General features: G+C 37.3%; 20 protein-coding genes and 4 tRNA genes. 22 read left to right on the forward strand and 2 right to left on the reverse strand.

Annotation, left to right across the window (positions count from 1 at the left end; all coding sequences use genetic code 11):
- Positions 1-44 precede the first annotated feature (44 nt).
- The 10 genes from FLEMA_RS72315 to FLEMA_RS72360 all read left to right on the forward strand — a co-directional run bounded on the left by FLEMA_RS72315 (position 45) and on the right by FLEMA_RS72360 (position 8,652).
- Positions 45-1,160 (forward strand): cytochrome c oxidase subunit II, encoded by a 1,116-nt coding sequence (locus FLEMA_RS72315; RefSeq protein WP_044172901.1) that lies wholly within the window; start codon positions 45-47, stop codon positions 1,158-1,160.
- A gap of 60 nt (positions 1,161-1,220) precedes the next feature.
- On the forward strand, positions 1,221-3,110 hold the full coding sequence (locus FLEMA_RS72320) for a cytochrome c oxidase subunit I (protein WP_044172906.1): 1,890 nt from the start codon (positions 1,221-1,223) through the stop codon (positions 3,108-3,110).
- A 142-nt stretch (positions 3,111-3,252) separates the two neighbouring features.
- Positions 3,253-4,215, forward strand: a complete 963-nt coding sequence (locus FLEMA_RS72325) for a COX15/CtaA family protein (protein WP_044172909.1) — start codon at positions 3,253-3,255, stop codon at positions 4,213-4,215.
- Between the two features lie 18 nt (positions 4,216-4,233).
- Positions 4,234-5,121 carry a heme o synthase gene (cyoE, locus tag FLEMA_RS72330; RefSeq protein WP_044172912.1) on the forward strand — a complete coding sequence of 296 codons (888 nt, stop codon included), beginning with the start codon at positions 4,234-4,236 and terminating at the stop codon, positions 5,119-5,121.
- Positions 5,122-5,166: 45 nt separating this feature from the next.
- Entirely contained in the window at positions 5,167-5,763 is a 597-nt protein-coding gene (locus tag FLEMA_RS72335) for a cytochrome c oxidase subunit 3 (RefSeq protein WP_044172916.1), read from the forward strand.
- Positions 5,764-5,819: 56 nt separating this feature from the next.
- The gene (locus tag FLEMA_RS72340) at positions 5,820-6,575 is read left to right on the forward strand and encodes a cytochrome c oxidase subunit 3 (RefSeq protein ID WP_044172919.1); all 756 of its coding nucleotides are present in this window, start codon (positions 5,820-5,822) and stop codon (positions 6,573-6,575) included.
- 74 nt (positions 6,576-6,649) lie between these two features.
- On the forward strand, positions 6,650-6,970 hold the full coding sequence (locus tag FLEMA_RS72345; protein ID WP_044175044.1) for a cytochrome C oxidase subunit IV family protein: 321 nt from the start codon (positions 6,650-6,652) through the stop codon (positions 6,968-6,970).
- 66 nt (positions 6,971-7,036) lie between these two features.
- Positions 7,037-7,762, forward strand: a complete 726-nt coding sequence (locus FLEMA_RS72350) for an SCO family protein (protein ID WP_044172922.1) — start codon at positions 7,037-7,039, stop codon at positions 7,760-7,762.
- A 54-nt stretch (positions 7,763-7,816) separates the two neighbouring features.
- The gene (locus FLEMA_RS72355) at positions 7,817-8,356 is read left to right on the forward strand and encodes a DUF420 domain-containing protein (RefSeq protein ID WP_044172925.1); all 540 of its coding nucleotides are present in this window, start codon (positions 7,817-7,819) and stop codon (positions 8,354-8,356) included.
- A gap of 26 nt (positions 8,357-8,382) precedes the next feature.
- The gene (locus FLEMA_RS72360) at positions 8,383-8,652 is read left to right on the forward strand and encodes a CAMCR motif-containing small membrane protein (RefSeq protein ID WP_044172928.1); all 270 of its coding nucleotides are present in this window, start codon (positions 8,383-8,385) and stop codon (positions 8,650-8,652) included.
- 42 nt (positions 8,653-8,694) lie between these two features.
- Here FLEMA_RS72360 and murI read toward each other — a convergent pair whose 3' ends face one another.
- The gene (gene murI, locus FLEMA_RS0142870) at positions 8,695-9,501 is read right to left on the reverse strand and encodes a glutamate racemase (RefSeq protein WP_044172931.1); all 807 of its coding nucleotides are present in this window, start codon (positions 9,499-9,501) and stop codon (positions 8,695-8,697) included.
- Between the two features lie 144 nt (positions 9,502-9,645).
- On the opposite strand from murI, the gene FLEMA_RS72365 reads away from it, so the two are divergent.
- From FLEMA_RS72365 to FLEMA_RS72385, 11 genes are all read left to right on the forward strand, one after another.
- Complete coding sequence (locus FLEMA_RS72365; RefSeq protein ID WP_081681361.1) at positions 9,646-10,221, forward strand: RNA polymerase sigma factor; 576 nt, start codon at positions 9,646-9,648, stop codon at positions 10,219-10,221.
- An 8-nt stretch (positions 10,222-10,229) separates the two neighbouring features.
- Complete coding sequence (locus tag FLEMA_RS72370) at positions 10,230-11,054, forward strand: hypothetical protein (protein ID WP_044172935.1); 825 nt, start codon at positions 10,230-10,232, stop codon at positions 11,052-11,054.
- Between the two features lie 93 nt (positions 11,055-11,147).
- Positions 11,148-12,350, forward strand: a complete 1,203-nt coding sequence (locus tag FLEMA_RS72375; protein ID WP_052354198.1) for an outer membrane beta-barrel protein — start codon at positions 11,148-11,150, stop codon at positions 12,348-12,350.
- 230 nt (positions 12,351-12,580) lie between these two features.
- Positions 12,581-12,663, forward strand: a tRNA-Tyr gene (locus FLEMA_RS0142930).
- A gap of 70 nt (positions 12,664-12,733) precedes the next feature.
- A tRNA-Gly gene (locus FLEMA_RS0142935) sits at positions 12,734-12,806 on the forward strand.
- 150 nt (positions 12,807-12,956) lie between these two features.
- Positions 12,957-13,031 (forward strand) — tRNA-Thr (locus tag FLEMA_RS0142940).
- A 126-nt stretch (positions 13,032-13,157) separates the two neighbouring features.
- A complete protein-coding gene (gene tuf, locus FLEMA_RS0142945; RefSeq protein WP_026996821.1) occupies positions 13,158-14,345 on the forward strand; it encodes an elongation factor Tu in 1,188 nt (395 codons plus the stop codon).
- 476 nt (positions 14,346-14,821) lie between these two features.
- A tRNA-Trp gene (locus FLEMA_RS0142960) sits at positions 14,822-14,892 on the forward strand.
- A gap of 174 nt (positions 14,893-15,066) precedes the next feature.
- Entirely contained in the window at positions 15,067-15,258 is a 192-nt protein-coding gene (secE, locus tag FLEMA_RS76630; protein ID WP_026996822.1) for a preprotein translocase subunit SecE, read from the forward strand.
- Between the two features lie 95 nt (positions 15,259-15,353).
- The gene (gene nusG / locus FLEMA_RS72380) at positions 15,354-15,905 is read left to right on the forward strand and encodes a transcription termination/antitermination protein NusG (protein ID WP_044172938.1); all 552 of its coding nucleotides are present in this window, start codon (positions 15,354-15,356) and stop codon (positions 15,903-15,905) included.
- Between the two features lie 57 nt (positions 15,906-15,962).
- Positions 15,963-16,793, forward strand: coding sequence for a mechanosensitive ion channel family protein (locus FLEMA_RS72385; RefSeq protein ID WP_044172941.1), 831 nt, complete (start codon positions 15,963-15,965; stop codon positions 16,791-16,793).
- Positions 16,794-16,833: 40 nt separating this feature from the next.
- Here FLEMA_RS72385 and FLEMA_RS0143010 read toward each other — a convergent pair whose 3' ends face one another.
- Positions 16,834-22,359, reverse strand: a complete 5,526-nt coding sequence (locus FLEMA_RS0143010; protein ID WP_081681362.1) for an alpha-2-macroglobulin family protein — start codon at positions 22,357-22,359, stop codon at positions 16,834-16,836.
- A 376-nt stretch (positions 22,360-22,735) separates the two neighbouring features.
- Here FLEMA_RS0143010 and FLEMA_RS72390 point away from each other — a divergent pair, with 376 nt between their 5' ends.
- Positions 22,736-23,998 (forward strand): metallophosphoesterase, encoded by a 1,263-nt coding sequence (locus FLEMA_RS72390; RefSeq protein ID WP_044172944.1) that lies wholly within the window; start codon positions 22,736-22,738, stop codon positions 23,996-23,998.
- Positions 23,999-24,009 lie beyond the last annotated feature (11 nt).

Here is a 24,009-nt window from a genome sequence, read left to right on the forward strand (position 1 = left end):
ATATTTAAAGATATAGATTAAAACCCCAAAATTAACTTTCAAACATGACATATCTAATAGGTCTTTTGTCAGTGATATTCTTAGTTCTGGCAATCATGATTGTCAGCAAGAGTATTGCTCTTTCAAAAGGTATTAAAGGGTCCGATGACTCTGATGTCCCTGTCGATGGAGCGAACAATGGTAATGCCGTTGGTTTTATTATTTTCTTAGTAGTAGGTTCTATTGCTGCTGCTTGGTCTTTTCTTCACTCAAGACCAGACTTTTTACCAGTAGCAGGTTCAGAACATGGTTTGAGAACTGACGAAATGTTCTGGATTTCTATGGGCGTTGTAACTTTCGCCTTCTTTGTAACCAATGCATTGTTGTTCATTTTTGCTTTCTTGTATCGTCACAAAAAAGGCAATGTTGCTACTTTCTATCCAGTAAACCACAAGTTAGAAATTATTTGGACTATCATTCCTGCTATTGTAATGGCAGTATTGGTATTCACAGGTTGGAGAATCTGGCGTGATATTACTTCACAAGCTCCTGAAAATGCCGTTGTAATTGAAGTAACTGGCCACCAGTTTGGTTGGTATGTTCGTTATTCTGGTAACGACGACAACAAATTGGGTAACCAAAACTACAAATTGATTGATGATACTAACCAGATTGGTATCGACTTTACAGATGAAAATTCATTTGATGATTTTACTGCGAATGAGTTGCACTTACCAAAAGGAGTACCTGTGTTGTTGAAAATCAAAGCTCAAGATGTACTTCACTCTGTTTATTTGCCTTATCAAAGAGTTAAGATGGACGCCGTTCCGGGTATGCCAACTAAATTCTGGTTTGTAGCAAATAAATCTACAGATGAAATGCGTGCTGAGTTAGGTAAATCTGATTTCAACTACAAATTGAACTGTACTGAGATTTGTGGCCGTGGTCACTTTGGTATGGCTATTACGGTATTTGTTGACGAACCAGAAGATTATAAAGCATGGGCTGCTCAACAAAAACCATTCTTAGCTCAAAACCCTGATTATTTGGCTAAAGTACCTGAAAAATTGAAGGCAAAGGCTCAGAAATATATTCCTGCTGAAGCTCCTGCTGTTGAATCAGATAGTACACAAGCCGATGCTGGTGTAGCTGCAGGTACAGCTTCTTTAAGAAGAAGATAATTAAGGTTTTTTTTGTTTAAAGTTTAAGAACTTATACTCTTAGAATAATCATTGTAATCTATGGCAACTGCGACACTACACGCAAACGAAGCTCACGCACATGGTCACGACCACGAGCACGAGCATCACGAGCCTGGTTTTATCAGAAAATATGTGTTTTCTGAAGACCACAAAACTATTGCTAAACAGTATTTGATTACTGGTATCATCTGGGCTTTCTTTGGTGGTGCTTTATCAATTATTTTCCGTTTGCAACTGGGTTTTCCTGACATGAACTTAGACTGGCTAAAGCCAGTATTGGGTGAATGGATTGTTGAAGGTAAATTAGAAAAAGAGTTTTACTTGGCTTTAGTAACAATGCACGGTACTATCATGGTATTCTTTGTATTGACGGCTGGTTTGTCGGGTACTTTCTCTAACTTCTTGATTCCGCTACAGATTGGTGCAAGAGACATGGCTTCAGGTTTCTTGAATATGCTATCATTCTGGTTTTTCTTCTTGTCTTCAGTTATTATGTTCTCGTCTTTGTTTATTGAGACAGGGCCTGCTTCTGGTGGTTGGGTTATTTATCCTCCATTAAGTGCATTACCACAAGCTATGCCTGGTTCTGGCTTAGGTATGACGATGTGGTTGACAAGTATGACATTCTTTATTGTATCACAATTGTTGGGTGGTGTAAACTACATCTGTACTGTAATCAACTTGCGTACTAGAGGTATGTCGTTTACTAAATTACCATTAACAATTTGGGCGTTTTTCTTGACTGCAGTATTGGGTTTATTATCATTCCCTGTTTTATTGTCAGCGGCCTTATTGTTGATTTTTGACCGTAGTTTCGGTACATCTTTCTACTTGTCTGAAATTTATATCGGTGGAGAAGCTCTTCCAAACGTTGGTGGTTCGGCAATTTTGTACCAACACTTGTTCTGGTTCTTGGGTCACCCTGAGGTATATATTGTATTGTTGCCTGCTTTGGGTATCACGTCTGAGGTTATTGCAACGAATGCACGTAAGCCGATCTTTGGTTATCGTGCAATGATTGGCTCAATGATGGGCATTACCTTATTGGCATTTATTGTGTGGGCTCACCACATGTTTGTAACAGGTATGAATCCATTCTTAGGTTCTGTGTTTATGTTCTTGACTTTGATTATTGCAGTTCCATCTGCGGTTAAAGCATTTAACTATATCACAACACTTTGGAGAGGTAATATCATCTTTACACCAGGTATGTTGTTCTCAATTGGCCTTGTATCATTGTTTATCTCTGGTGGTGTAACTGGTATTATTTTGGGTAACTCTGCCTTAGATATCAACTTGCACGATACATACTTTGTTGTTGCTCACTTCCACTTGGTAATGGGTGCTGCATCATTCTTTGGGTTGTTGGCTGGGGTTTATCACTGGTTCCCTAAATTGTTTGGCAGAATGATGAATAAGACTTTGGGTTATATTCACTTCTGGTTAACATTTGTTGGGGTATATTGTGTATTCTTCCCAATGCACTATATTGGTATTGCTGGTTTCCCTCGTCGTTATTATTCATTTACGGCATTGGCGAATAATGCTCAAGACTCATTTGCAGATATGAATGCTTTCATTTCAATTGCTGCAATCTTGACTTTCTCGGCACAAGCAATATTTGCTTTCAACTTCTTCTATTCAATTTTCAAAGGTAAGAAAGCTACAGAAAACCCTTGGAACTCTAATACATTGGAGTGGACTACTCCAGTAAATGTTGGACACGGCAACTGGCCTGGTGAGATTCCAGCGGTATATCGTTGGCCATACGATTATAGCAAGCCTGGTGCTGCTACAGATTTCATTCCTCAAAATGTTCCATTCTCGGCAACGCCAGAATCGAACTTAGAAGAAGAGAATGAAGAAATTGCAAAAGAAAAAGAAATCGAAGGATTGTTGGCGGCACAAAATGATGTTTACAATCACTAAGATTTGATTATTACTTCTTGAGAATGTTGTTAGTCTTTAAGAAGGCTAACACGTTCTCAAGTTTTATTTTAGGGTATTACGACATTATATTTTTCCAAGATTCGTCTCTTTGAGATTCAATCTAAAATACAATTTTAAAGTTATGCTATTCCGAAAATTGGGTCTTGTTACCATTGTTACTGTATATCTACTTGTTTTGGCTGGAGGTATCGTAAGGAGTACAGGCTCGGGAATGGGATGTCCAGATTGGCCAAAATGTTTTGGCATGTGGGTTCCGCCTACAGAGGTAAGTCAATTACCTGCAAATTATCAGCAGATATACGCTGAAAAACTTCATGGTGAAGTGGAGTTTAATGCTGTAAAAACATGGATTGAATATGCGAATAGGTTGTTAGGTGCTTTTACAGGGATTGTTGTTTTTGGAGTGTTCGTTGCATCTTTTACATTTCGTAAAAGAGATAAAGCATTAATCTATTTGTCGTTATTGGCGGTAGTTTTAATCGGAGCAAATGCGGCACTTGGTAAATTTGTGGTAGATTCTTTTTTAAAACCCGGAGTTGTAACAGCTCACATGTTGTTGGCTATCTTAGTAATATTTGTATTGCTGTATTCAATTGCAAGAGCTTGGTCGGAGGTAATTTCGGTAGAAAAAATCACAAATATCAGTTTATTGAATAAGATATTAGTGCTTACTCTTATTTTGTCTACTTTACAAGTACTAATAGGAACACAAGTAAGAGAAGCTATAGATAAAGTTGTGGCTAATCCATTATTTGGATATAACCGAGCCACATGGATAGAGCAGCTTGGTATTTCGTTTTATATTCACCGTTCATTTTCATTGGTACTTTTGGGCTTGCATGTATACCTAATTGGACAGCTCAAAAAGAACATAGAAAGCGAAGGTATTATTTATCGTTTTTTCAAAGCATTGGTGTTGTTGGTGATTATTGAAATCATATCTGGGGCCGTGATGGCTTATTTTGGTGTGCCAGCGTTTGTACAACCTGTACATTTAACACTGGCAATTGTAGCATTAGGAATTCAGTTTGTATTATTGCTATTGCTGAATTCAGAAAAAGTATTCAAAAAGGAAAAGGCGTGATGATACGCCAAGTAACAAATGGTTACAACAAACGAAAACATCTCAATAGGTATTGCTGGCAAAGTTAAAGCATATTATGAGTTATTGAAATTTAGGCTATCGGCTCTAGTAGCATTTTCAGGAGCATTTGGGTACTCGTTGGCTGTAGATAGAATAGATTGGGTCAAACTAACATTGATTAGTCTTGCTGGCTTTTTTATTACTGGTGCTGCCAATATTGTTAACCAAATTATCGAAAAAGACCTAGATAAGTTGATGAAAAGGACTCAAGTTCGTCCTTTACCAACAGGCCGATTGACGGTAAAAGAAGCTGCTGTTTTTTGTGTAGTGTTGCTAATTTTATCAAGTTATATACTGTTCTTTGAATTCAATTACCGTGCAGGCTTTATAGGCGTTGTCTCTTTTTTTCTGTATGGATTTGTGTATACTCCTCTAAAAAGAGTTGGTCCAATCTCTGTATTTGTTGGGGCTTTTCCTGGGGCATTCCCTCCAATGATTGGTTGGATTGCTGCTACCAACCATTTTGGTTTAGAACCAGGTATCCTTTTTGCTATTCAGTTTTTCTGGCAATTTCCACATTTTTGGGCAATTGCTTGGGTAGCCGACGAAGACTACCAGCGAGCAGGGTTTAAGATGTTGCCCAACAATGGTCATAAAGACCTACGAACGGCCATTACTATTATGATATACACTATCTTTTTAGTACCATGTGGCTTTGTGCCGTATATGCTAAATATGACAGGTATCAACTCTGCAATGATAGCGGTATTATGCGGTGTTTTGTTTTTATCTCAAACCTTTTATTTAATGATGAGGCCAACAGATAAGTCAGCCTTGATGATGATGTTTGGTTCGTTTATTTATTTACCGATTGTCCAAATTGCATTTTTGATGGATAAGGTATAGTTTCATTTTGTAATGATTTAGAGCAATAAAGACAAATTTATAACCATGACACAAGAACATTTGAAAGACATAGATTTAAGTGAACAACCAGCCAAAACCTTATCAATGAACCCTAAAAAGTTTATGTTATGGTTAGCGATTGCATCTATAACGATGATGTTTGCAGGCTGGACTTCGGGGTATTTAGTAAGAAAAGCAGAAGGCAATTGGCACGAATTTGAATTACCCAATATATTTTTGTACTCGACTGGAATACTGGTGATTAGTAGTTTCTTTATGCATTTAGCTGTGAGTGCCGCAAAAAAAGATAACTACAATACACTCAAAATAGCAATTTCTATTACTTTTGCATTCGGAATAGCCTTTTTGATGATGCAATGGTTTGGTTTTGCCGACCTTGTCAATAATCAATTACATTTCTCGGGAAGCGATGTTGCTTCATCTTGGATTTATGTATTTGTAGGTATTCACGGGTTACACATTATCTCAGGCCTGATTGTATTGTTATTTTCTCTAGTGTCGTCATTTAGACTAAGTATCAATTCAAAAAACTTAACTAGAATTCAGCTATGTGCTACATATTGGCACTTTTTGGATGGCCTTTGGTTATATCTCTTCTTTTTCTTGTATTTCAATCGTTAAGTTTAACGATCATCAATAATTTTAGTAATTAATATTTAACCAAAAAAGTAAAAAAGATGTCTTCAATTCACGCAGCACCTGCTGTTCCTGAGAAACTGACATGGGCGGGTGGTTCAGAACCTTTGAAAGCTAGCTATGGAAAAATCATGATGTGGTTCTTCTTGCTTTCGGATACTTTCACATTCTCAGCTTTGTTAGTAGCTTATGGAATGATTCGTTTTAGTCAACCTGCATGGGCTGGTGCTCACGAACAGTTCTACTTTGCCACTACTCACTGGCCAATTCCTGATAAAGTATTTGCAGCTTTGCCATTTATGCACGGCGTTGAAGCTCCACTTATTTTTGTTGGTATTATGACCTTTATTTTGATTTTTAGTTCAGTAACAATGGTATTAGCTGTTGAAGCAGGCCACAGAGGTGACCGTGCTGCAGTGGAGAAATGGTTGTTATGGACTATCATCGGTGGTTTTACTTTCTTGGGTTCTCAAGCTTGGGAATGGAGTCACTTTATCCATGGCCCTGAATTATCGTTGGCAGCTAAAGACGCATTAGGCAACCCAATCGATGGTGCTAATTTAACACGTAACCCGTATGGCCCTCCAGCGTTTGCAGATTTATTCTTCTTTATCACTGGTTTCCACGGTACACACGTATTCTCTGGCGTTATCCTAAATATCTTGGTGTTCTTTAACACAGCAACAGGTTTGTATGAGCGTCGTGGACATTACGAAATGGTTGAGAAAGTAGGTCTTTACTGGCACTTTGTTGACTTGGTTTGGGTATTTGTATTTACCTTCTTCTATTTGGTATAATCTATCGAAAATATTTGTCATGGATAATATTATCCATGACATTTCATATTCATAAACGATATAAATTTATTATCATGGCATCACACGGACATTCTCACGGTACTGAGGAAAAAGTAATTCCACCAGCACAAACAGGCCCAATCTGGAAAACATTCTGGATTTTGTTGATTCTAACAGCAATTGAATTTGCTATTGCATTTACTTTGCCAGCAAACGGCTTGCGTGTAGCAATTTATGCTGGTATGACTATTGTTAAGGCATTCTATATTGTAGGAGAATTTATGCACTTGAAGCATGAAGTGAAAACACTTATGTGGATGATCTTACTTCCTGTTGTGTTTGTAGCGTGGTTATTAACTGCGTTAATCTACGAAGGTGGTCACTTATATTATTAATAATTGATTCTCAAAATTGTTGTTGTTGGTATATTCCACAATATAAGCAATTAAAGCATTAAGTATATGCAAAAATTTATCAAAGCTGGAATTCTAATCACTGCATTAGCTGTTCCAGCTTTAATTTTTTTATTCCTGAAGGGTTTTGGTGAAAACCACTACCAGCTTCCCAAAATGGTTCCAGTGATTGATTCAACAACTGGCGAGGTGAAAATGAAAAAAAATCCCGCTCCAAGATGGAATGAACCCGAAATGGATACCGTTTTTCATACTATCCCAAACTGGACTTTGGTCAACGAAAAAGGAACACCTTTTGCTAGCACGAGCCTTAAGGGTAGTATCTATGTTGCTGATTTCTTTTTTACAAGATGTACTTCTATATGCCCGAAAATGTCAACGCAATTGAGTCGTGTCCAAGATGTATTTGCCAAAGACAATGAGGTTAAATTGCTATCATTCTCTGTCGACCCAAGCCACGATACGCCTGAGGTACTGAAACAATATGCTAAAGAATATGGTGCAATCGATGGCAAATGGCATTTCTTGACAGGTACTCGCCAGCAAATTTATCCATTGGCTATCAAAGGCTATTATATTCCAGTAGCTGATGCCTCTGAATACGATAAAGCAATAAAAACTCCCGACGAAACATTTATTCATTCCGAAAAACTTATTTTGGTGGATAAAGAAGGATATATCAGAGGTTTTTATGATGGAACTGATAAAAAAGATGTAGATAGATTGATTCTTGAAATTAGAGTTTTACAGAAGATTTACGAAACAGAAAAATAAGAAAAATGGTTATTATAAAGTAATATCGATTGATTTATATAATCCACTAAAAATATGTCATCATTCTCAATTCAAAAAGATAAAAAGAACGAAAAACTCGTCAATATTTTGTCTATTGCTATTCCTTTGGCAGTAGCACTGTTGATTGGTATTCGCCAAAAAATAGATTTGGGTTCATGGACAAGAGTATTGCCTCATGTTATCGGAATTTTGAATACAACAACTTCTATTACGCTAATTGCGGGTTTTTTGTATGTCAAGAAAAAAGATATAGAAAATCACCGTAAAATGATGATGCTCTCTTTTATTCAAGGGGGGCTGTTTTTGATTCTATATATTTTGTATCATATCTCAAATCCGTCTACACCCTATGGTGGCGATGGTATTTTAAGACCCATTTATTATTTCTTTTTATTGTCACATATTCTTTTGTCTATAGGGGTTGTTTGGTTTGTATTAAGGGCTGTTTATTATGCCTTGAGTAATCAAATTGTAGAACACAAGAAAATTGTAAAATGGACTTTTCCGCTTTGGTTGTATGTGTCAGTTACAGGGGTTATTGTGTATCTGATGATTGCTCCATATTATCAATAAAATAGCTGAGATTCAATAAATATATCATGAAAAAATTAGGAATCACCCTTTTGTTATCTGTAGTTTCGGTGGCTACTAGCTTTGCACAATGTGCAATGTGCCGTTCGGTGGTAGAAAGTACTATTTCTGATGGACGAAGTCAAATTGCATCTAACCTCAATACTGGTATTTTGTATTTACTTTCAGCTCCTTATATATTGGCAATGGTTGTGGGTTTTTTATGGTGGCAAAATTCTAAAAAAGGATTATCTCCCCAAGACATTATGCGTCAAAAACTTAAACAAGCCTTTAAGTAATAGGAATAAAAAATCCCGTTGTGCCAAACACAACGGGATTTTTTATTCCCAAAGTGGATAATGCTCTAGCCTTATTTGTTCTCCAAAAAATATTTTTGTTGATGTTTCAAACGACTGGGTATAATCTGATACATAAAAATGCCTGATATAAGCATTCATTTCGTGAAGTAAATGATTTTCTGAAAGGTATTTGTACAAAAATTTGGCCACAATTTCGGAAGTATCAAGTACCGAAACCTTCCCTTTGTAATAATTATCTATTTGTTCTTTGATAAGAGGATAATGTGTACAACCCAAAATGAGTGCTTCGATGCCATCGAGCGTAGAGTTTTGAAGGTATTCGGTAATAATACTTTCAGAAATAGTGTGGTTGAAAAAACCTTCTTCAATCATCGGTGCAAGCAAAGGTGTTGCCAACGACTTGAGAACAATGTTTTTCCCTAGCAAATCAGTTTTCTTACGGTAAATATTAGAATTAACAGTTTGTTTTGTACCTATTAGTCCAATCGTTTTATCGGCATAATTGTCAGAAATATATTCAATAATAGGGTCGATTACATTAATAACCTTGGCCTTGCTACCAACATATTCTTTTACCAGCTCGAAAGCTGCCGCCGAAGCCGAGTTACAGGCAATTAAAATAACTTTACACTTTTGTTGTAACAATACATTGCATATTTTTATAGAATAAGCCTGAATTGCCGCCGCCGACTTATCGCCATAAGGAAGGTGGGCGGTGTCCCCAAAATAAATAATATTTTCGTTGGGAAGTAACTTTGTTACAGCATAAGCAACAGTCAGTCCACCAATACCACTATCAAATATGCCAATCGGAGCGGAAGAATTCATAAAAATTAGATTAAAAAGGACGAATAATACACCTACAATATCACAGAAAAATAAAAACTGCGTAAAGTTGAAAATTCGGTAGAACTCATGCAACCTTTTATGTAGCTTTTTCATCTACGATACATCAACTAAACCAAGACAGTTATCGTGAAAATTTTACAACTTAGCGGTTTATCAATCTTCCAAACTGAAGAAGCTCTGGTAAAAGCCTGTCAAAAAGGCGATCCCAAAGCTCAGCGAAGAATTTACGAAAAGTATTCATCAAAAATGTTTGGTGTATGTTTTAGGTATGTACACGATGACTTTGAGGCTGAGGAAATAATGATTGAGGGTTTTATCAAGGTGTTTGACAAGATAAGCACCTTTAAATTAGAGGGAAGTTTTGAAGGATGGGTACGACGAATTATGGTCAACGAGGCTTTGATGTACTTAAGAAGTAATAAAAAAGCTAAATTAGAAACTAGTTATGATACTATTTTGTACGAACCCGAACCCGAACAGTTTAATAATGCTTTAGAGGTTGAAGATTTACTAAAACTCATTGAAACACTTCCTGTAGGTTATAGAACGGTATTTAATTTATATGCTATTGAGGGATATTCACACGCCGAAATAGCACAGATGTTGGGAATCACCGAAAGTACCTCAAAATCACAATTGTCCAGAGCAAGAGTTATCTTGCAAAACGCAGTCACTAGCCAAAAAACGACAGTAAACTAAAAACGCTCATGGAAAAGTCTCATATAGATAAATATTTTGGCGAACGCTTACAAAACTATGAGCGTAAACCTCGTCCTGAAGCATGGGATAAACTGAATGCCAGACTTCAAAATTCTGACACCAAAATAGTGCCACTTTGGTGGAAATATACCCGTGCAGCTTCGGTGGTATTTTTGCTAGGAGCAGGTACATATTTTGTGTACAATAGCCTTGAAAGTCATTCACAAGCAGATGCTATTTCGGGTGTTATAACAAAACAAAATACAACTACCGCCCCAACTGTCAATCCAGCTATAGATATTCCTAAGCAAAAAGCCTATAAAGAGGTAGTTACTCCAGTACCAGCAAATGTGTTGACAGCTCAGGCTGAAATACCAACGAGGAAAATTCAGAAAAAAACCTCAGAAAATAAACAATTGCTTCATACAAATCCATTGGTGAAACAGGCCGTTGAAGAACATATTGATATAGCCCAGATTACACCAGATAGGGCTTTGACAAATACCAATAATACGATTGTGTTGGTGATAGAGCAACCCAATATAGAAAAGAAAAAGCTCGAAACCGAAACAATAGTGCTGAGCATGGTTGATACCAAACCCGAAATATCATCTATTGTGAACGAAGATGTAGAAAGTGAAAATACCAAAAAAGCTAGTAGAGTCAGTAGAATTTGGCAGCAATTGAAAAGAGCTAAAAATGGAGAAGGTGTCAACTGGAATGAAATTGGACTAAAGCCCCAAAAGGTGCTTGCACGAGCCGATGCTAAGCTAGAAAATACCAAGGATTCCATTTTAGAAACTGTCAATAATAGTCGTTATTCAGAAAAATAAATATTCAAGAATAGATGCAACCAACAATCGCAATCAAGCATCTAGGATACATAAACATTAAAAATCTAAACTGAGGTATAACCTTATAAAGTCATGGAAACGATAACCACAAAACAAGTAGCAAAAGGGTTTATAAAATCATTTATTGTTGTAGGCATCACCTTCTTGTCAGGTATTTTTAATCAAGGCTTGGCCAAAGGATATGAGGGTGATTCAACTATCATTAAAATAGACAAACGTAATCAAACGGTTATTGATGGTAAAAATACCAATACCAGCCTCAAAGAAGATTTACAAGCCTTATTTCAAAAAAGCGGATTAGTGTTGGACGATGAAACATGGAAAGGTATTCGCCGAGTAGTCAATAGTGATATTACCAAAGATACGGTATTAGTAATTACCCAAAACAACAAAAGTATCAATGTAGCTATCAAAGCACAGCACTCCGAAAATGTTAATGTTTCTGTAAATACAAATACTACCTATAATTCGTCAAGAAACAATGATAAGAAAGACGTAAAAGTAGGATTTTCGGGTGTACATGTCAAAGATGGCAATGAAGAAGTCCACGTAAGTTTTAATGGAGTGGTGGTAAAAGATGGCACAGAAGAAACAAAAGTAGTATGGAGAGATACCACTCGTGTTAATCGCAGAACACAAGGGTACGGCTCACGAACAGGTTTTAATATTTATTTAGGTTTGAATGCCTTTTCCAATACAGGTTCGATTGGTGGGCAATATAATAGTAAAGATTTTGAATTGAGTCCATTTGGTTCAAGATATTTTGGATTTGGTTGGACAAGAAGTACCTATATTAGTAAAGGACAATCAGCAGCTTTAAAATTAAGCTATGGCTTAGAGTTTTCGTGGTACAACTTTATGTTTGAAAACAATCGCTATATTGTTAAAGGAGCTAATAATATTGAGTTCAAAGATTATGTAGATAACAATGGCCAGCCAGTAGACTTGTCGCGCAATAAATTGACCGTAGCTTATATCAACCTACCTATTATGCCTTATGTAGCATTTAAAAGAGGAAGTGCTGTAAGTTATATTGGAGCAGGAGGGTATGTTGGTTATCGATTGGACAGTTACACCAAAACCAAAGAAGACAAAAGTGGCGACAAGGCTTGGAATCACAGCAGTTTTTACATCAATAATGTTCGTTATGGCTTAGCATTTGAACTAGGTTTAAAAGATTTTCCAGATTTATTCTTTAATTATGACCTTACAGATTTATTCCAAACGGGCAGAGGGCCTAAGGTTGGAGGCTTAAATTTTGGAGTACGGTTCTAAAACACACAAAAAAGTTTAATTTTTTTTCAGAGTCTAATGGGTTTGTAATTATGTACATTAGGCTCTGATTTTCAGTATTATATGTAGTATATAATGCGATAATTAAGGAAATATTGAAAAAAAACATTAAATTTTTTTTCAAATACCCTTTGACAATATCAAAAATCTATATACTTTTGCACACTCTTTCACGAGAACGATATGTGAAAGTAAACAAAATCAAGAAAAAAGGGGATATACCAGAGCGGCCAAATGGGGCAGACTGTAAATCTGCTGGCGTATGCCTACGGTGGTTCGAATCCATCTGTCCCCACAAGTAAAACATTAATTGCACAAATAGGCACGTCTATTTTGCAATTTTTGTTCGTACCAATTATAGTAAAGCGGGAGTAGCTCATTTGGTAGAGCGATAGCCTTCCAAGCTATAGGTGGCGGGTTCGAGCCCCGTCTCCCGCTCAAGAATAAGATGGTTGATTGTTAATAGTTAATAGTTAATAGTTTAGCGAATTAGCGATTAACGATTAACCATTTCTGTTTGTAACGTATTATAGTTTTAAGAACTTCAGTTCGACTCTAAAGATTCAAAATTAAAGTCTCTTAAAATCTGCCTTTGTAGCTCAGTGGTAGAGCACTTCCTTGGTAAGGAAGAGGTCGGCAGTTCAATCCTGCTCAAAGGCTCCACTCAAAACAACAATTAGCATAGACCTTTAAGAATCCTCCAAGAAACTTTTATCTATTGGTAGTTGGACGTTGAAAAGTATCAATTTTTTCATTCTTTTTATAAAACTAATTAAGAACTAAATAATCATGGCAAAAGAGAATTTTGACCGTAGTAAACCTCACGTAAATATCGGTACAATCGGTCACGTTGACCACGGTAAAACTACTTTGACTGCTGCCATCACTAAGGTGTTGTCAGAAAAAGGTCTTGCTGAAAAGAAAGATTTCTCTTCAATTGACTCAGCTCCAGAAGAAAAAGAACGTGGTATTACTATTAACACTGCGCACGTAGAATATTCAACAGCAAACCGTCACTATGCTCACGTTGACTGTCCAGGTCACGCTGACTACGTTAAAAACATGGTAACTGGTGCTGCTCAAATGGACGGTGCTATCATCGTAGTTGCTGCAACAGATGGTCCAATGCCTCAAACTCGCGAGCACATCTTGTTGTCTCGTCAGGTTGGTGTACCTCAATTGGTTGTATTCATGAACAAAGTGGATATGGTTGATGACCCAGAATTGTTAGAACTAGTTGAAATGGAAATTCGTGAATTGTTATCTTTCTACGAATTCGATGGCGACAACATTCCAGTTATCCAAGGTTCTGCTTTGGGTGGTTTGAATGGCGAACCAAAATGGGTTGCTACTATCGAAGCGTTGATGGATGCAGTTGATAACTGGATTCCACTTCCAAAACGTGATGTTGATAAGCCTTTCTTGATGCCAGTTGAAGACGTATTCTCGATTACAGGTCGTGGTACTGTAGCTACTGGTCGTATCGAAACTGGTGTTATTAACTCAGGTGATCCAGTTGATATCTTGGGTATGGGTGCTGAAGGATTGAAATCAACAGTAACAGGTGTTGAGATGTTCCGTAAAATCCTTGACCGTGGTGAAGCTGGTGACAACGTAGGTTTGTTGTTGCGTGGTATCGACAAAGAATCTATCCGTCGTGGTATGGTTATTTGTAAGCCAGGTTCAGTTAAGCCTCACTCTAAATTCAAAGCTGAGGTTTATATCTTGTCAAAAGAAGAAGGTGGTCGTCACACTCCATTCTTCAACAAATATCGTCCACAATTCTATTTCCGTACAACTGACGTAACAGGAGAAATCATGTTGCCAGCTGGTGTTGAAATGTGTATGCCTGGCGATAACTTGACAATCGACGTTACATTATTGAACAAAGTAGCTATGGACAAAGGTCTTCGTTTCGCTATCCGTGAAGGTGGACGTACTGTAGGTGCTGGTCAGGTAACTGAAATCTTAGACTAATCTCTTTGATTTGAGCATATATTAGGAAGGCATTGTCGAAAGGCAATGCCTTCTTTTTTGGAAAATATTCGATATAATACTTCAACTACTCTGTACAATTGTTTTATCTAGTTTAAGTATTAGCTGACAAATGAAATCGTTTTCTGAATAGTAAAAAAACAAGACTTTAAAAGCCTATTTGTATAAATAACAAAAGCAATATACTTTTTAGAATACCGTTCCTTCAAGCATAAAACATGTTTCAATAGCTCGGTTATCAAAATAGTATTTTGGTTACGAGATGATATTTGGTGCAAGCATCAAATATTTTTTGTTATTATTCTATAAATAAAGCTCAAGTATAACTCTTTATATTTTAGTGATTTACCCATAAATAAAGAAAATAAAATTATATTTGATAGATTTTTTCTGATAATTAAGAAGCAGATTCTTGCAATATTAAAACCAAAAAACTATCTTTGCATTCCCTTAGATATACGGGCATAGTATAAGGGTAGTACAGAGGTCTCCAAAACCTTCGGTCTGGGTTCGAATCCTGGTGCCCGTGCAAAGTAAGTTCCGAGTTTTTGGTTTTAAGTTTCAAGTTAATTTTTTAAATTAGCTAGAAATTTGAAAGCTAAAATTCGGAACTTTAAAGTTTATAAAGGATAGCATTTAGCAACTATGACTAGGCAATGAGCAAGTACAATAAAACTCAAAGCCCAAAACATTCACAAAGACCATGAATAAATTAACACAATTGATTAAAGATTCTTGGACAGAGGTTACAGAAAATGTAACGTGGCCTAAATTCAGTGAATTGCAAGCGAGCTCTACGCTAGTGTTGGTCGCTTCTTTGATTTTTGCTCTTGTGGTGGGCATGATTGACTTCCTATTTAAGTCTGGTTTAGAGTTGTTCTATCAGTCATTCTAATTGAGCATTGAGGATTTTAGAAAGAATATTGTTTGCCAAAAACGTATTCGTGTTATTGTCTGAAGTTCTTAATCTCAGCGAAATCAAAAATAAAGATGGCAGAAACTAATTGGTACGTTCTGAGAGCTGTTTCAGGACAGGAAAAGAAGATAAAAAGTTATCTTGAAAACGAAGTATTAAGACAAGGTCTTCAAGAATTTGTTCCTCAAGTTATATTACCTACCGAAAAGATTTACGAAATACGTAATGGCAAGAAGATTGTTCGTGAAAAAACACTATTTCCAGGTTATGTATTCGTAGAAGCTGATATTAAGTATGGTGAGGTTTCTCACATTATCACTTCTATGCCAGGTGTAATTGGTTTCTTGAGCTGGAACGATGGTAAAACGTCTAAAACGCCTATTCCTTTGCGTGCTAGCGAAATCAAAAGAATCTTAGGTAAAATTGATGAGGTTGCCCCTATCGAAGAAGTAGCTGCTATTTCATTTACAAAAGGTGAAACAATCAAGGTTATTGATGGCCCTTTCTCTACATTTGAAGGTACTGTAGAAGAAATTTTTGACGATAAGAAAAAACTTAACGTTATGGTTAAAATCTTCGGACGTAATACTCCTGTTGAATTAAACTACTCTCAGGTAGAGAAATAATAATATTACAATTGTTGTATGCGTTCTTGTTGAAACAGGGACGCATTTTTTTTGCCTATGAAATTCATTTATCTTGCTAGCAGCTACCTAGAATCCTTTCCTGAAAAAGGATTACCTATTGTTATTCAGTACGGTATTAGGGTATTAATGTGTGTACTTTTGTTTTTATTGGGTCGATTGCTCATCAAAAAAGTGATAGTGCTTTTGACATCAAAAATGAAACTTGAAAGTATCGATCCTGATGTACAGCCTTTCTTGGCATCGTTGGTCCGTGCGGCACTTAATATTATGTTGGTGCTAAGTTGTGCTGGTGTGTTAGGAATTCAAACCTCATCTTTTATTGCCGCTTTGGGTGCAGCTGGGTTGGCAGTAGGTTTGGCTTTACAAGGAAGCTTATCAAACTTTGCAGGTGGAGTACTTATTTTAGTATTTAAACCTTTCAGAGTAGGCGAGCTTATTACAGTACATGGTTATACAGGTTATGTAGAATCTATTCAGATATTCAATACTGTTATTAGTACAACAAGCCACCGAACCATTATTTTGCCTAACGGAAATTTATCGACATCGCCTGTTATGAATATTTCAAGGAAAGGCGTTATTCGTGTAGATATGCAGTTTCAAACCAGTCTCAATGCCGATATTGATAAAACGAAGGCTTCTATCAAAACGGTTATCGATAATTGTCCTTTTTTGACTAGCGAACGTAAATATGACATTTTGGTAGGAAAATTAACCGATAGTGCTATCGTATTTGATGTAAAGGTTTGGATAAGCTCGGCCGATATTGATAAAACCCAGTATTTTATGAATGAACATATCAAAAAACAATTCGATAAAGATAGCATTCCGTTTCCTGACCCTGTTCTTACAGTAAAGACGCTTTAGTAAAAAGCCTTCCCTATATTGAATGGGAAGGCTTTTTGTTTTATTCTACAGTTACAATACCTGCTCCGTGATAACTCCTTAGCTCGCCATTATACATGGCATCGGCACTCACTGGGCCACGGGTAAATTTGCCTTTTGAAACAGCTCTTACCAAATAATAGAAGCTTTGCTGTTGGGCATTGATACTTGTAAAGAAATTGATTCTATCGTCACGAATATCAAAATGCTCGGGATTAGTTTGGTCTTTTATCCATATTAAATCTCTGTCGGCGGTTAATCGTGGGTTTTCGATTTCTAAACCAGCAGGTAACATATCTGTAATGACAATATTTTCGGCAGGTACTTTGCTCGAAAGTGTGATTTTTACAATAATAAGCTCGTTTTGCTTGAACCTTGCCTGAGCAATTGGCTGCCCGCTACGAGTATAATACGAACGCCGAACTTGCAAATAATTATCTGATTCAGCTACCTGACCATTTGTTTTTAGCCCCTCACTCGATAGAAAATAATATAGAATACCACTTCCCTTTGTTGAGACACTGCTTTGGTTGGCAATGTGGTTTATGAGCAAATCTTTTCCTGTAAACGATGCTGTTTGTGTACCGCTTTTGATTGTAGCTACAAGTTGTGTGTTATTGGCTTTTTTGGCTAGCTTGCCCAAGGCCAAAAAGCTGAAAGCTTCTTCTTGGGTTGACAGCCACGGTTGTGCTTTCAAACTTTGTGATAATAACCTTGCTAATACCGGAATCTGTAAGTTTTGAGGGTCGGTATCTATTAATGTATTAAGTACTAAAGCCAAATTACGAATAGGAGAGCTGAAACTACCTCCTGTTTGGCGTTCTGTTGTTTCTAGTGAATACGTTTTAGGAAGCAAGATATTTTGGCTTTTAGGGTCGCCAATCAGTGCAAATGCCGAAGCCAATAAGTATTTTTCATCTAACGATAGAAGGCTTTCATTGGCTTTGTAATAATTCATGACGGCTCTGTTGGGTTTGCCAGCCAATGCCAACACATAAATACCATAAATATTTTCTCGATTGGCAATCGTTCTTGTCGAGAACGAATTATCGGCTTGATAAATATATTCCGATTGCGTTTCTTTTTTGTTTGAGCGATTATTGAGGTATTCTAAAAGTCGGCCTAGCGTATTGTTATTGATTTCAAAATCTGCTTTTTGTGCTTCAAGTAAAAAGTGACAAGCAAAGGCCGTACCCCACCAACTTTCTTTGTCCGAGCCTGCCCAGTAAGCTAAAGCCCCATTAGGAAGTTGCATAGATTCAATTTTATGAATAGCCTCAATCACATTATTACTTGGATTAAGTTCATTTTCGCCTGATTTAAGATAAGGGTTTTTGCCTTTTTGAATCAGAGTAGTGAGCTCTCTAAAATAGAGCTGCGGGAATGCCTTGGAGGTTGTTTGCTCGATACAGCCATGAGGGTAGCCTAACAGATGTTCAAATTTATCAAAAAACTGCACCATTGGCGATTTGCTGACAGTTAGGGTAGATTTTATACTTGATGCAATAAAATCGTGTGTTCCTGCCCAAATATTCACAGTTTGATTGGCTGAAATGCTTCCTGAGGTTGTAGTTTTTATTAGCGAACTCGACGGCCTAATGGTAAGGTCGATACTTTCCGAGAATTTTTCTTTTAGACCATTTACTGTTACTACTACTTTACCTGTGCCAATTATGGGGCTGGCTTTAATAGAAAAATACAAACGGCCTTCTTTTTCGGCAGGAATTACCAGTTGTTGCTGACGAACACTACCAATAGTTAAACCTCCAGATGTACTAACTGTAGCACTAATCGAGGCATTTTGTTGGGTTGTATTGGTAATATTTACAGGCATTTGGATTTCATCGTTGGGGCTAGCAAAGCGTGGTAACGCTGTGCTAATTACTAATGGATCGGCAACTTTCATGTTTTTGGTGGCCGACCCAAAGGCATTGTCCTTATAAGCCACAGCCATAATACGGAGGTCGCCCGAAAACTGCGGAATACTGACATTGACCTCGGCCTCACCATTGCTATTACTGGTAATTTTACCAGACCATACAGCTACTAAATTTACTCGACCGTTGGTAAGAGGGTTTACTCTTTTTTCTAAATCATAACCATCGCCACCGATACTTGAAGAGCCTCTGATAGATAGTTCAGGAAATAAGTAGGGATATAAGTCAAAACTATTGACCTCTAAAGCCTGTTTTTGATAAAAAAAGCCATGTGGGTCGGGTGTTTTGAAATTTTTCAGTTGTAAAATCCCTTCGTCTACAATTGCTACAGTTAGTTCGGCATTAGCTTGGGTTTTGATACGGATTTTTTGAGTTGTTTTTGACCGTGATTTTTCGACTGCTACAATTTCAACTGGCATTTTGGTATCTTCATCTTCGACCATCACAGCAGCATAGCCATGAGCCACTGTTAGAGGAAGATTGGAGTCGTCCATTGGGCGAATAAGGGTTGCCGATACAAATACATTGGGAAGGTGTTCTTTCCCAACTTTAAAGCTTAATTCTGCCGATTTTTTATCAGTTTGTAAATAATGGTATTCTAGTACTTTATTTCGTTCTATGGTTACTAGCAATTTTCCTGCAAAAGGGGTTTTAAACAAAACTTTGGCTTTATCGCCAGTTTGGTATTTATCCTTGTCAAACTCCATGGTTACTTGGCCTTCTGTATTTACTTCAAACGATGAGTTTTCGGTATTGCCCCAGCTATAGGCATAAAAAGCCTGAGCTGTCCAAGATTTTGCTCCTTCTCGATGTACCCGTATTTCGTATTCACCCGAAATAGGAGGGGCATAAGCAATAGTAGCCTGACCTTTACTAAAATCAACAGTACGATTATAAACCACCTTGGTTTGTTTCTTGGAAGAATATTTAAGCGACTTGTCAGGGTTGCGTTCAATAACGGTTTGGTAATCAAACCGCACAATTTCTATTTTACCTTTGGCAGTAACAGGCTGGCCATCTTTGTTGAGTGCAACCAACGGAATTTGGACAGGGGTATTTGTACCAATATAGCTGTCGGCCATACCAATCCCATAAAATACCGATTGGGTAAAAATATCAAGGCGTTTGAGGCGATTGACAGGGCGACCAGTTTCATCAAAAACAGTTACATACGTTTTGCCTTCCAAAACGCCCATATCGGACAGAGTGGCAGGTACTTGAAAACTTTCGGAAGCCAGCCCGCTTTCGTTGGTAACACCTTGGCGAGTAATAGCTTCAAAATTGGTATTGTCTTGAATATCGAAGATAAATTGGGAATAGGCTTTGGGTAAAAATGCTTTTCGTGCCAGCTTAAACTCCATTTCATAGTTTCGGTTAGATGCAGGTGGCCCAAATAAATTTTGAGCAAAAGCATTTACCTGAATACTTTCTCCATTTTTAAAAAATTCTTTAGAGGTCTTGATGTCTACTTTGATGCGGTCGGGCATAAATTCCTCAATAGCAATATTGCGAGAGGTCAGGAGTACATCGTTGCCATTCAATACTTCGGCTATATATGTACCCGTAACACTAGAGCGGTCGGTAGGAATAGATACATCAACAGCACCTTGCTGATTGGTTTCTAAGCGAAAAGTGCGGTATTCTTTGCCATTGGGTAGCATCAGCCGAACTTTAACAGGAATCGAACCTACTGATTTCCATTGTTGGTTGCGGATAATTGTATTCAGATGAATCGTTTCGCCAGGGCGATAAATATCTCGGTCGCCATAAATGAAAGCTTCAAATCCTGATATATTGTCTCGTTTACCCTCAACCTCAAATCGGGAAGTTTCTACTGCTGTATCGTCAAGGAACAAGTAGTTGAAGTCTTCTTCGGTATGAGCCGTAATCATGGCTATTTTGAAGCCAGATTTTTTGAAATCTTTAAAAGAAACAACACCTTTAGAATCAGTTTTGAGTTTCTGAACCGTTTGATTATTGCTAGATACCAATGTAACTTCAACATTGGCAATGGGTTCGGTAGTTTTGATAGAGTTGGCAAAAACAAATAGCTCGTTGTCTGATTGTTTGGTAATAAGGCCAATATCCGAAATACTCACCAGTTTGGTGGCATTGCGGAAATATTCATCCGTCGAATTGATACTTACCAAGTAAATCCCCCGAATATTATTTTGGTCGGGCAAAGAAAGGTTCAAGGCTCGTATGCCTTTGGCTTTAGGTAGATTGGTTGTTTCGACGGTTTTATTAACAATTATATCTGAGTATAATCCTGACTCGTCTTCGTAATACACATAGTTTTTTCCTGAATTATTGGCCGATTCATTATCATAATCATAGTCTTCATATCTGTTTTGACGAAGGAAATTAAGGATATTATTTTCGTATATTTTAGCTACTTTGACATTTACCCTTGGAATATTGACAATGTTGATAGCAACATTTTTATTCCCTTTTGAGGTTAAATAAACAGCCTTTTTATTCAGAAAAGCTACCGATGCGGGCATCTCACCAAAATAAATATCTTTGGTATATACATCTTCTAGGTTTGCACCCAAAACACCCTTTGTTTTTTCATTGATGCTAAGAATATAATTATCGGTTTCATTGAAATCGCCCGAAATAATAAATCCATTTTCGATAAGCTCCGTTTTGGTGCTGATTATGGTATTTTGTTGGGGTTTCTTCTCGGCGATAGCCTTTTCGATGGGATTGCCCAACGAGTCATATTCTATAGCAGTATCTTCTTCCCGAGTAGCTTCTGCAAGGCCATTGATACTAATCTGGTAAGCATCTTTGAGGTTTTCGGCAACAATAGCCTGATTAAACACAACCTTAATAAATCCTTGATTATTGTTGAAGCCATGTTCTACTGCCAGTACTTCTAAATTCTTTGGGTCGGGAAGTACCACTTTATTAGTAATGTCGTCGGGTGTTGTAAACTTAGAAGCAGGTAACGAAAGCCCTTTTTCTAATTTTATTGCCAAAGTTTGGTTGTCGGCAGGAGCAAGGTCTTTTAGGCGAACCACCACACTCGAAGTAGCTACCGATTGGTTAATTAGGGCGGTTAAAGATTTGTCATCGTTTGTCTGAATAGATAACATTTTAGCTACTTCCTGTGGGTTGACAGGATAGTTGAAATTGAGCTTGAGCATGGCAATACCCTGTCCATTTTCACGAGATTTTGCCCAAAAAGACTCTATTTGGTCTAGCTTGAGATAGGGCGTATGAAAACTAATTTCGTCGGTATCTAACTCGTACGATTCTTTGGCCTTGTTAAGTACCAATTTAGATACCTCGGCCTTGTATTCGGTGGCAGGCTCAAAACCAACGGCTGGCGAAAAAATAAGTTCGTTGGGGGCTGTCCATTTGTATTTGCCTTCTATTTTGGGCGAAAACTCAATATATTCAGTCGAAAACCAAGTATTTAGTTCCGAAGCTGGTACAAGGTCTTTGTTGAAAGTAAATACCAAATTTTGTGTTTGCTCAATTTCATCCTCAAAATTGTGACTAGCAACTTTGACATCGCCAAACTGAGAACAAGAAAAGCACAAACAGCACAGAATAGGAACAATCAATAATAGCGGTTTGCTAATGGAAAAGAAGATTTTCATTGGTTAAAAACGATTGTTTCAATCGAGAAAAGTTAAAGGTTTACTAAGGCTTACAATCAATGATTGTAGTATAATCAATACTTGAAAGTCAGGGTTAAAGTTCTTTTGGGGAATTAACGTAAGAAGTTCCAAAATCTTTAATTGATAATCAACAAAAACGCAGAAAATATAGTAAATGGTTGGGTTGAAAAATAGCCACAAAAGTAGTTTTTGATATTATGAGGATATTGGAATCAGTGAAATCGGCAGAAACCTTGGAGTTTTGTATAAAGAATCAACCATTCATCACAAAAAAAAGCAAATCGAAACCTATGTATAGGATCTGATGTTTTCAGAACAGAGCTAAATCAAAACGCATTATTTTAGAAAATATCACATGAATAAACTACTTATTATTCCTATCGTAACGGCCATTTTTTTATTAATCGATTGGTACGTTTGGCAGGCCGTTAGGGTTTCGTTTCAGAATACCTCACAAAACGTTCAGAATGGAGCAAAATATATTTTTTGGGGAGTCAGTGCTATTACCATCGTAGGTATGTGGCTTTACAACTTTACCAATCCCGACTGGTTGGGTAAGAGCCTCAGAACATGGATTATGGTAGGCGTATTTATGAATTATTTCTCCAAAATCTTTGTCATATTGTTTTTATTGATTGACGACTTGGGGCGTTTGGTTCGTTGGGTTATAGCAAAGGTACAAGGTGTTTTGGCATCGCCAGTAGCTAGTAATATAGAGGCAACACCTATTTCTCGCTCAGAGTTTTTGATGAAAACGGCCGTAGTAGCTGGTACTATTCCAGCAGTAGCAATGACTTGGGGGATTTTGTCTGGTGCACACGATTATCGTGTTCGAAAAGTGAAATTAGCCTTGAAAAACTTGCCGAAAGAGTTTGAGGGCTTAACGATTGCCCAAATTTCGGATATACACTCTGGAAGTTTTTTCAACAAAGTAGCTGTAAAGGGAGGTATCGAAATGTTGCTTAATCAAAAACCTGATATGGTGTTTTTTACGGGCGATTTAGTCAATAACAAAGCCTCGGAAGTACAAGAATATATTGATATTTTTAGTAAAATAAAAGCTCCTCTGGGTGTGTTTTCTACGCTTGGCAATCATGATTATGGCGACTATGTACAGTGGGCAAGCCCTGCGGCAAAGGCCCAAAATCTAAAAGACCTCAATAGGGCACATAAAGTATTAGGATGGGATGTCCTAAACGATGAAAACCGCTTTATAGAGCAAAATGGTGAAAAACTTGCTATTATTGGCGTACAAAATATTAGTGGACAGGCTCGTTTCCATACCTATGGCGATTTGTCGAAGGCAGTACAGGGAACAGATGAAGCTGCGGTAAAATTACTGTTGTCTCATGACCCAACGCATTGGGATAGTGAGGTTAATAAAAAGTTTAAAGATATCGACGTAATGTTTTCGGGGCACACCCATGGTACTCAGTTTGGTATTACAGTAGGTGATGTAACGTGGTCGCCAGCACAATATGCTTATAAGCAATGGGCTGGGTTGTATGAAGAAGGCAATCAAAAGCTTTATGTAAACAGAGGTTATGGTTATATTGGTTATCCTGGGCGTGTAGGAATGCCACCCGAAATAACACTTTTTGAACTAAAAAGAGCATAAAGCTACCAGCA

Source organism: Flectobacillus major DSM 103 (genome assembly GCF_000427405.1).
GTDB classification, from domain to species: Bacteria; Bacteroidota; Bacteroidia; order Cytophagales; family Spirosomataceae; genus Flectobacillus; species Flectobacillus major.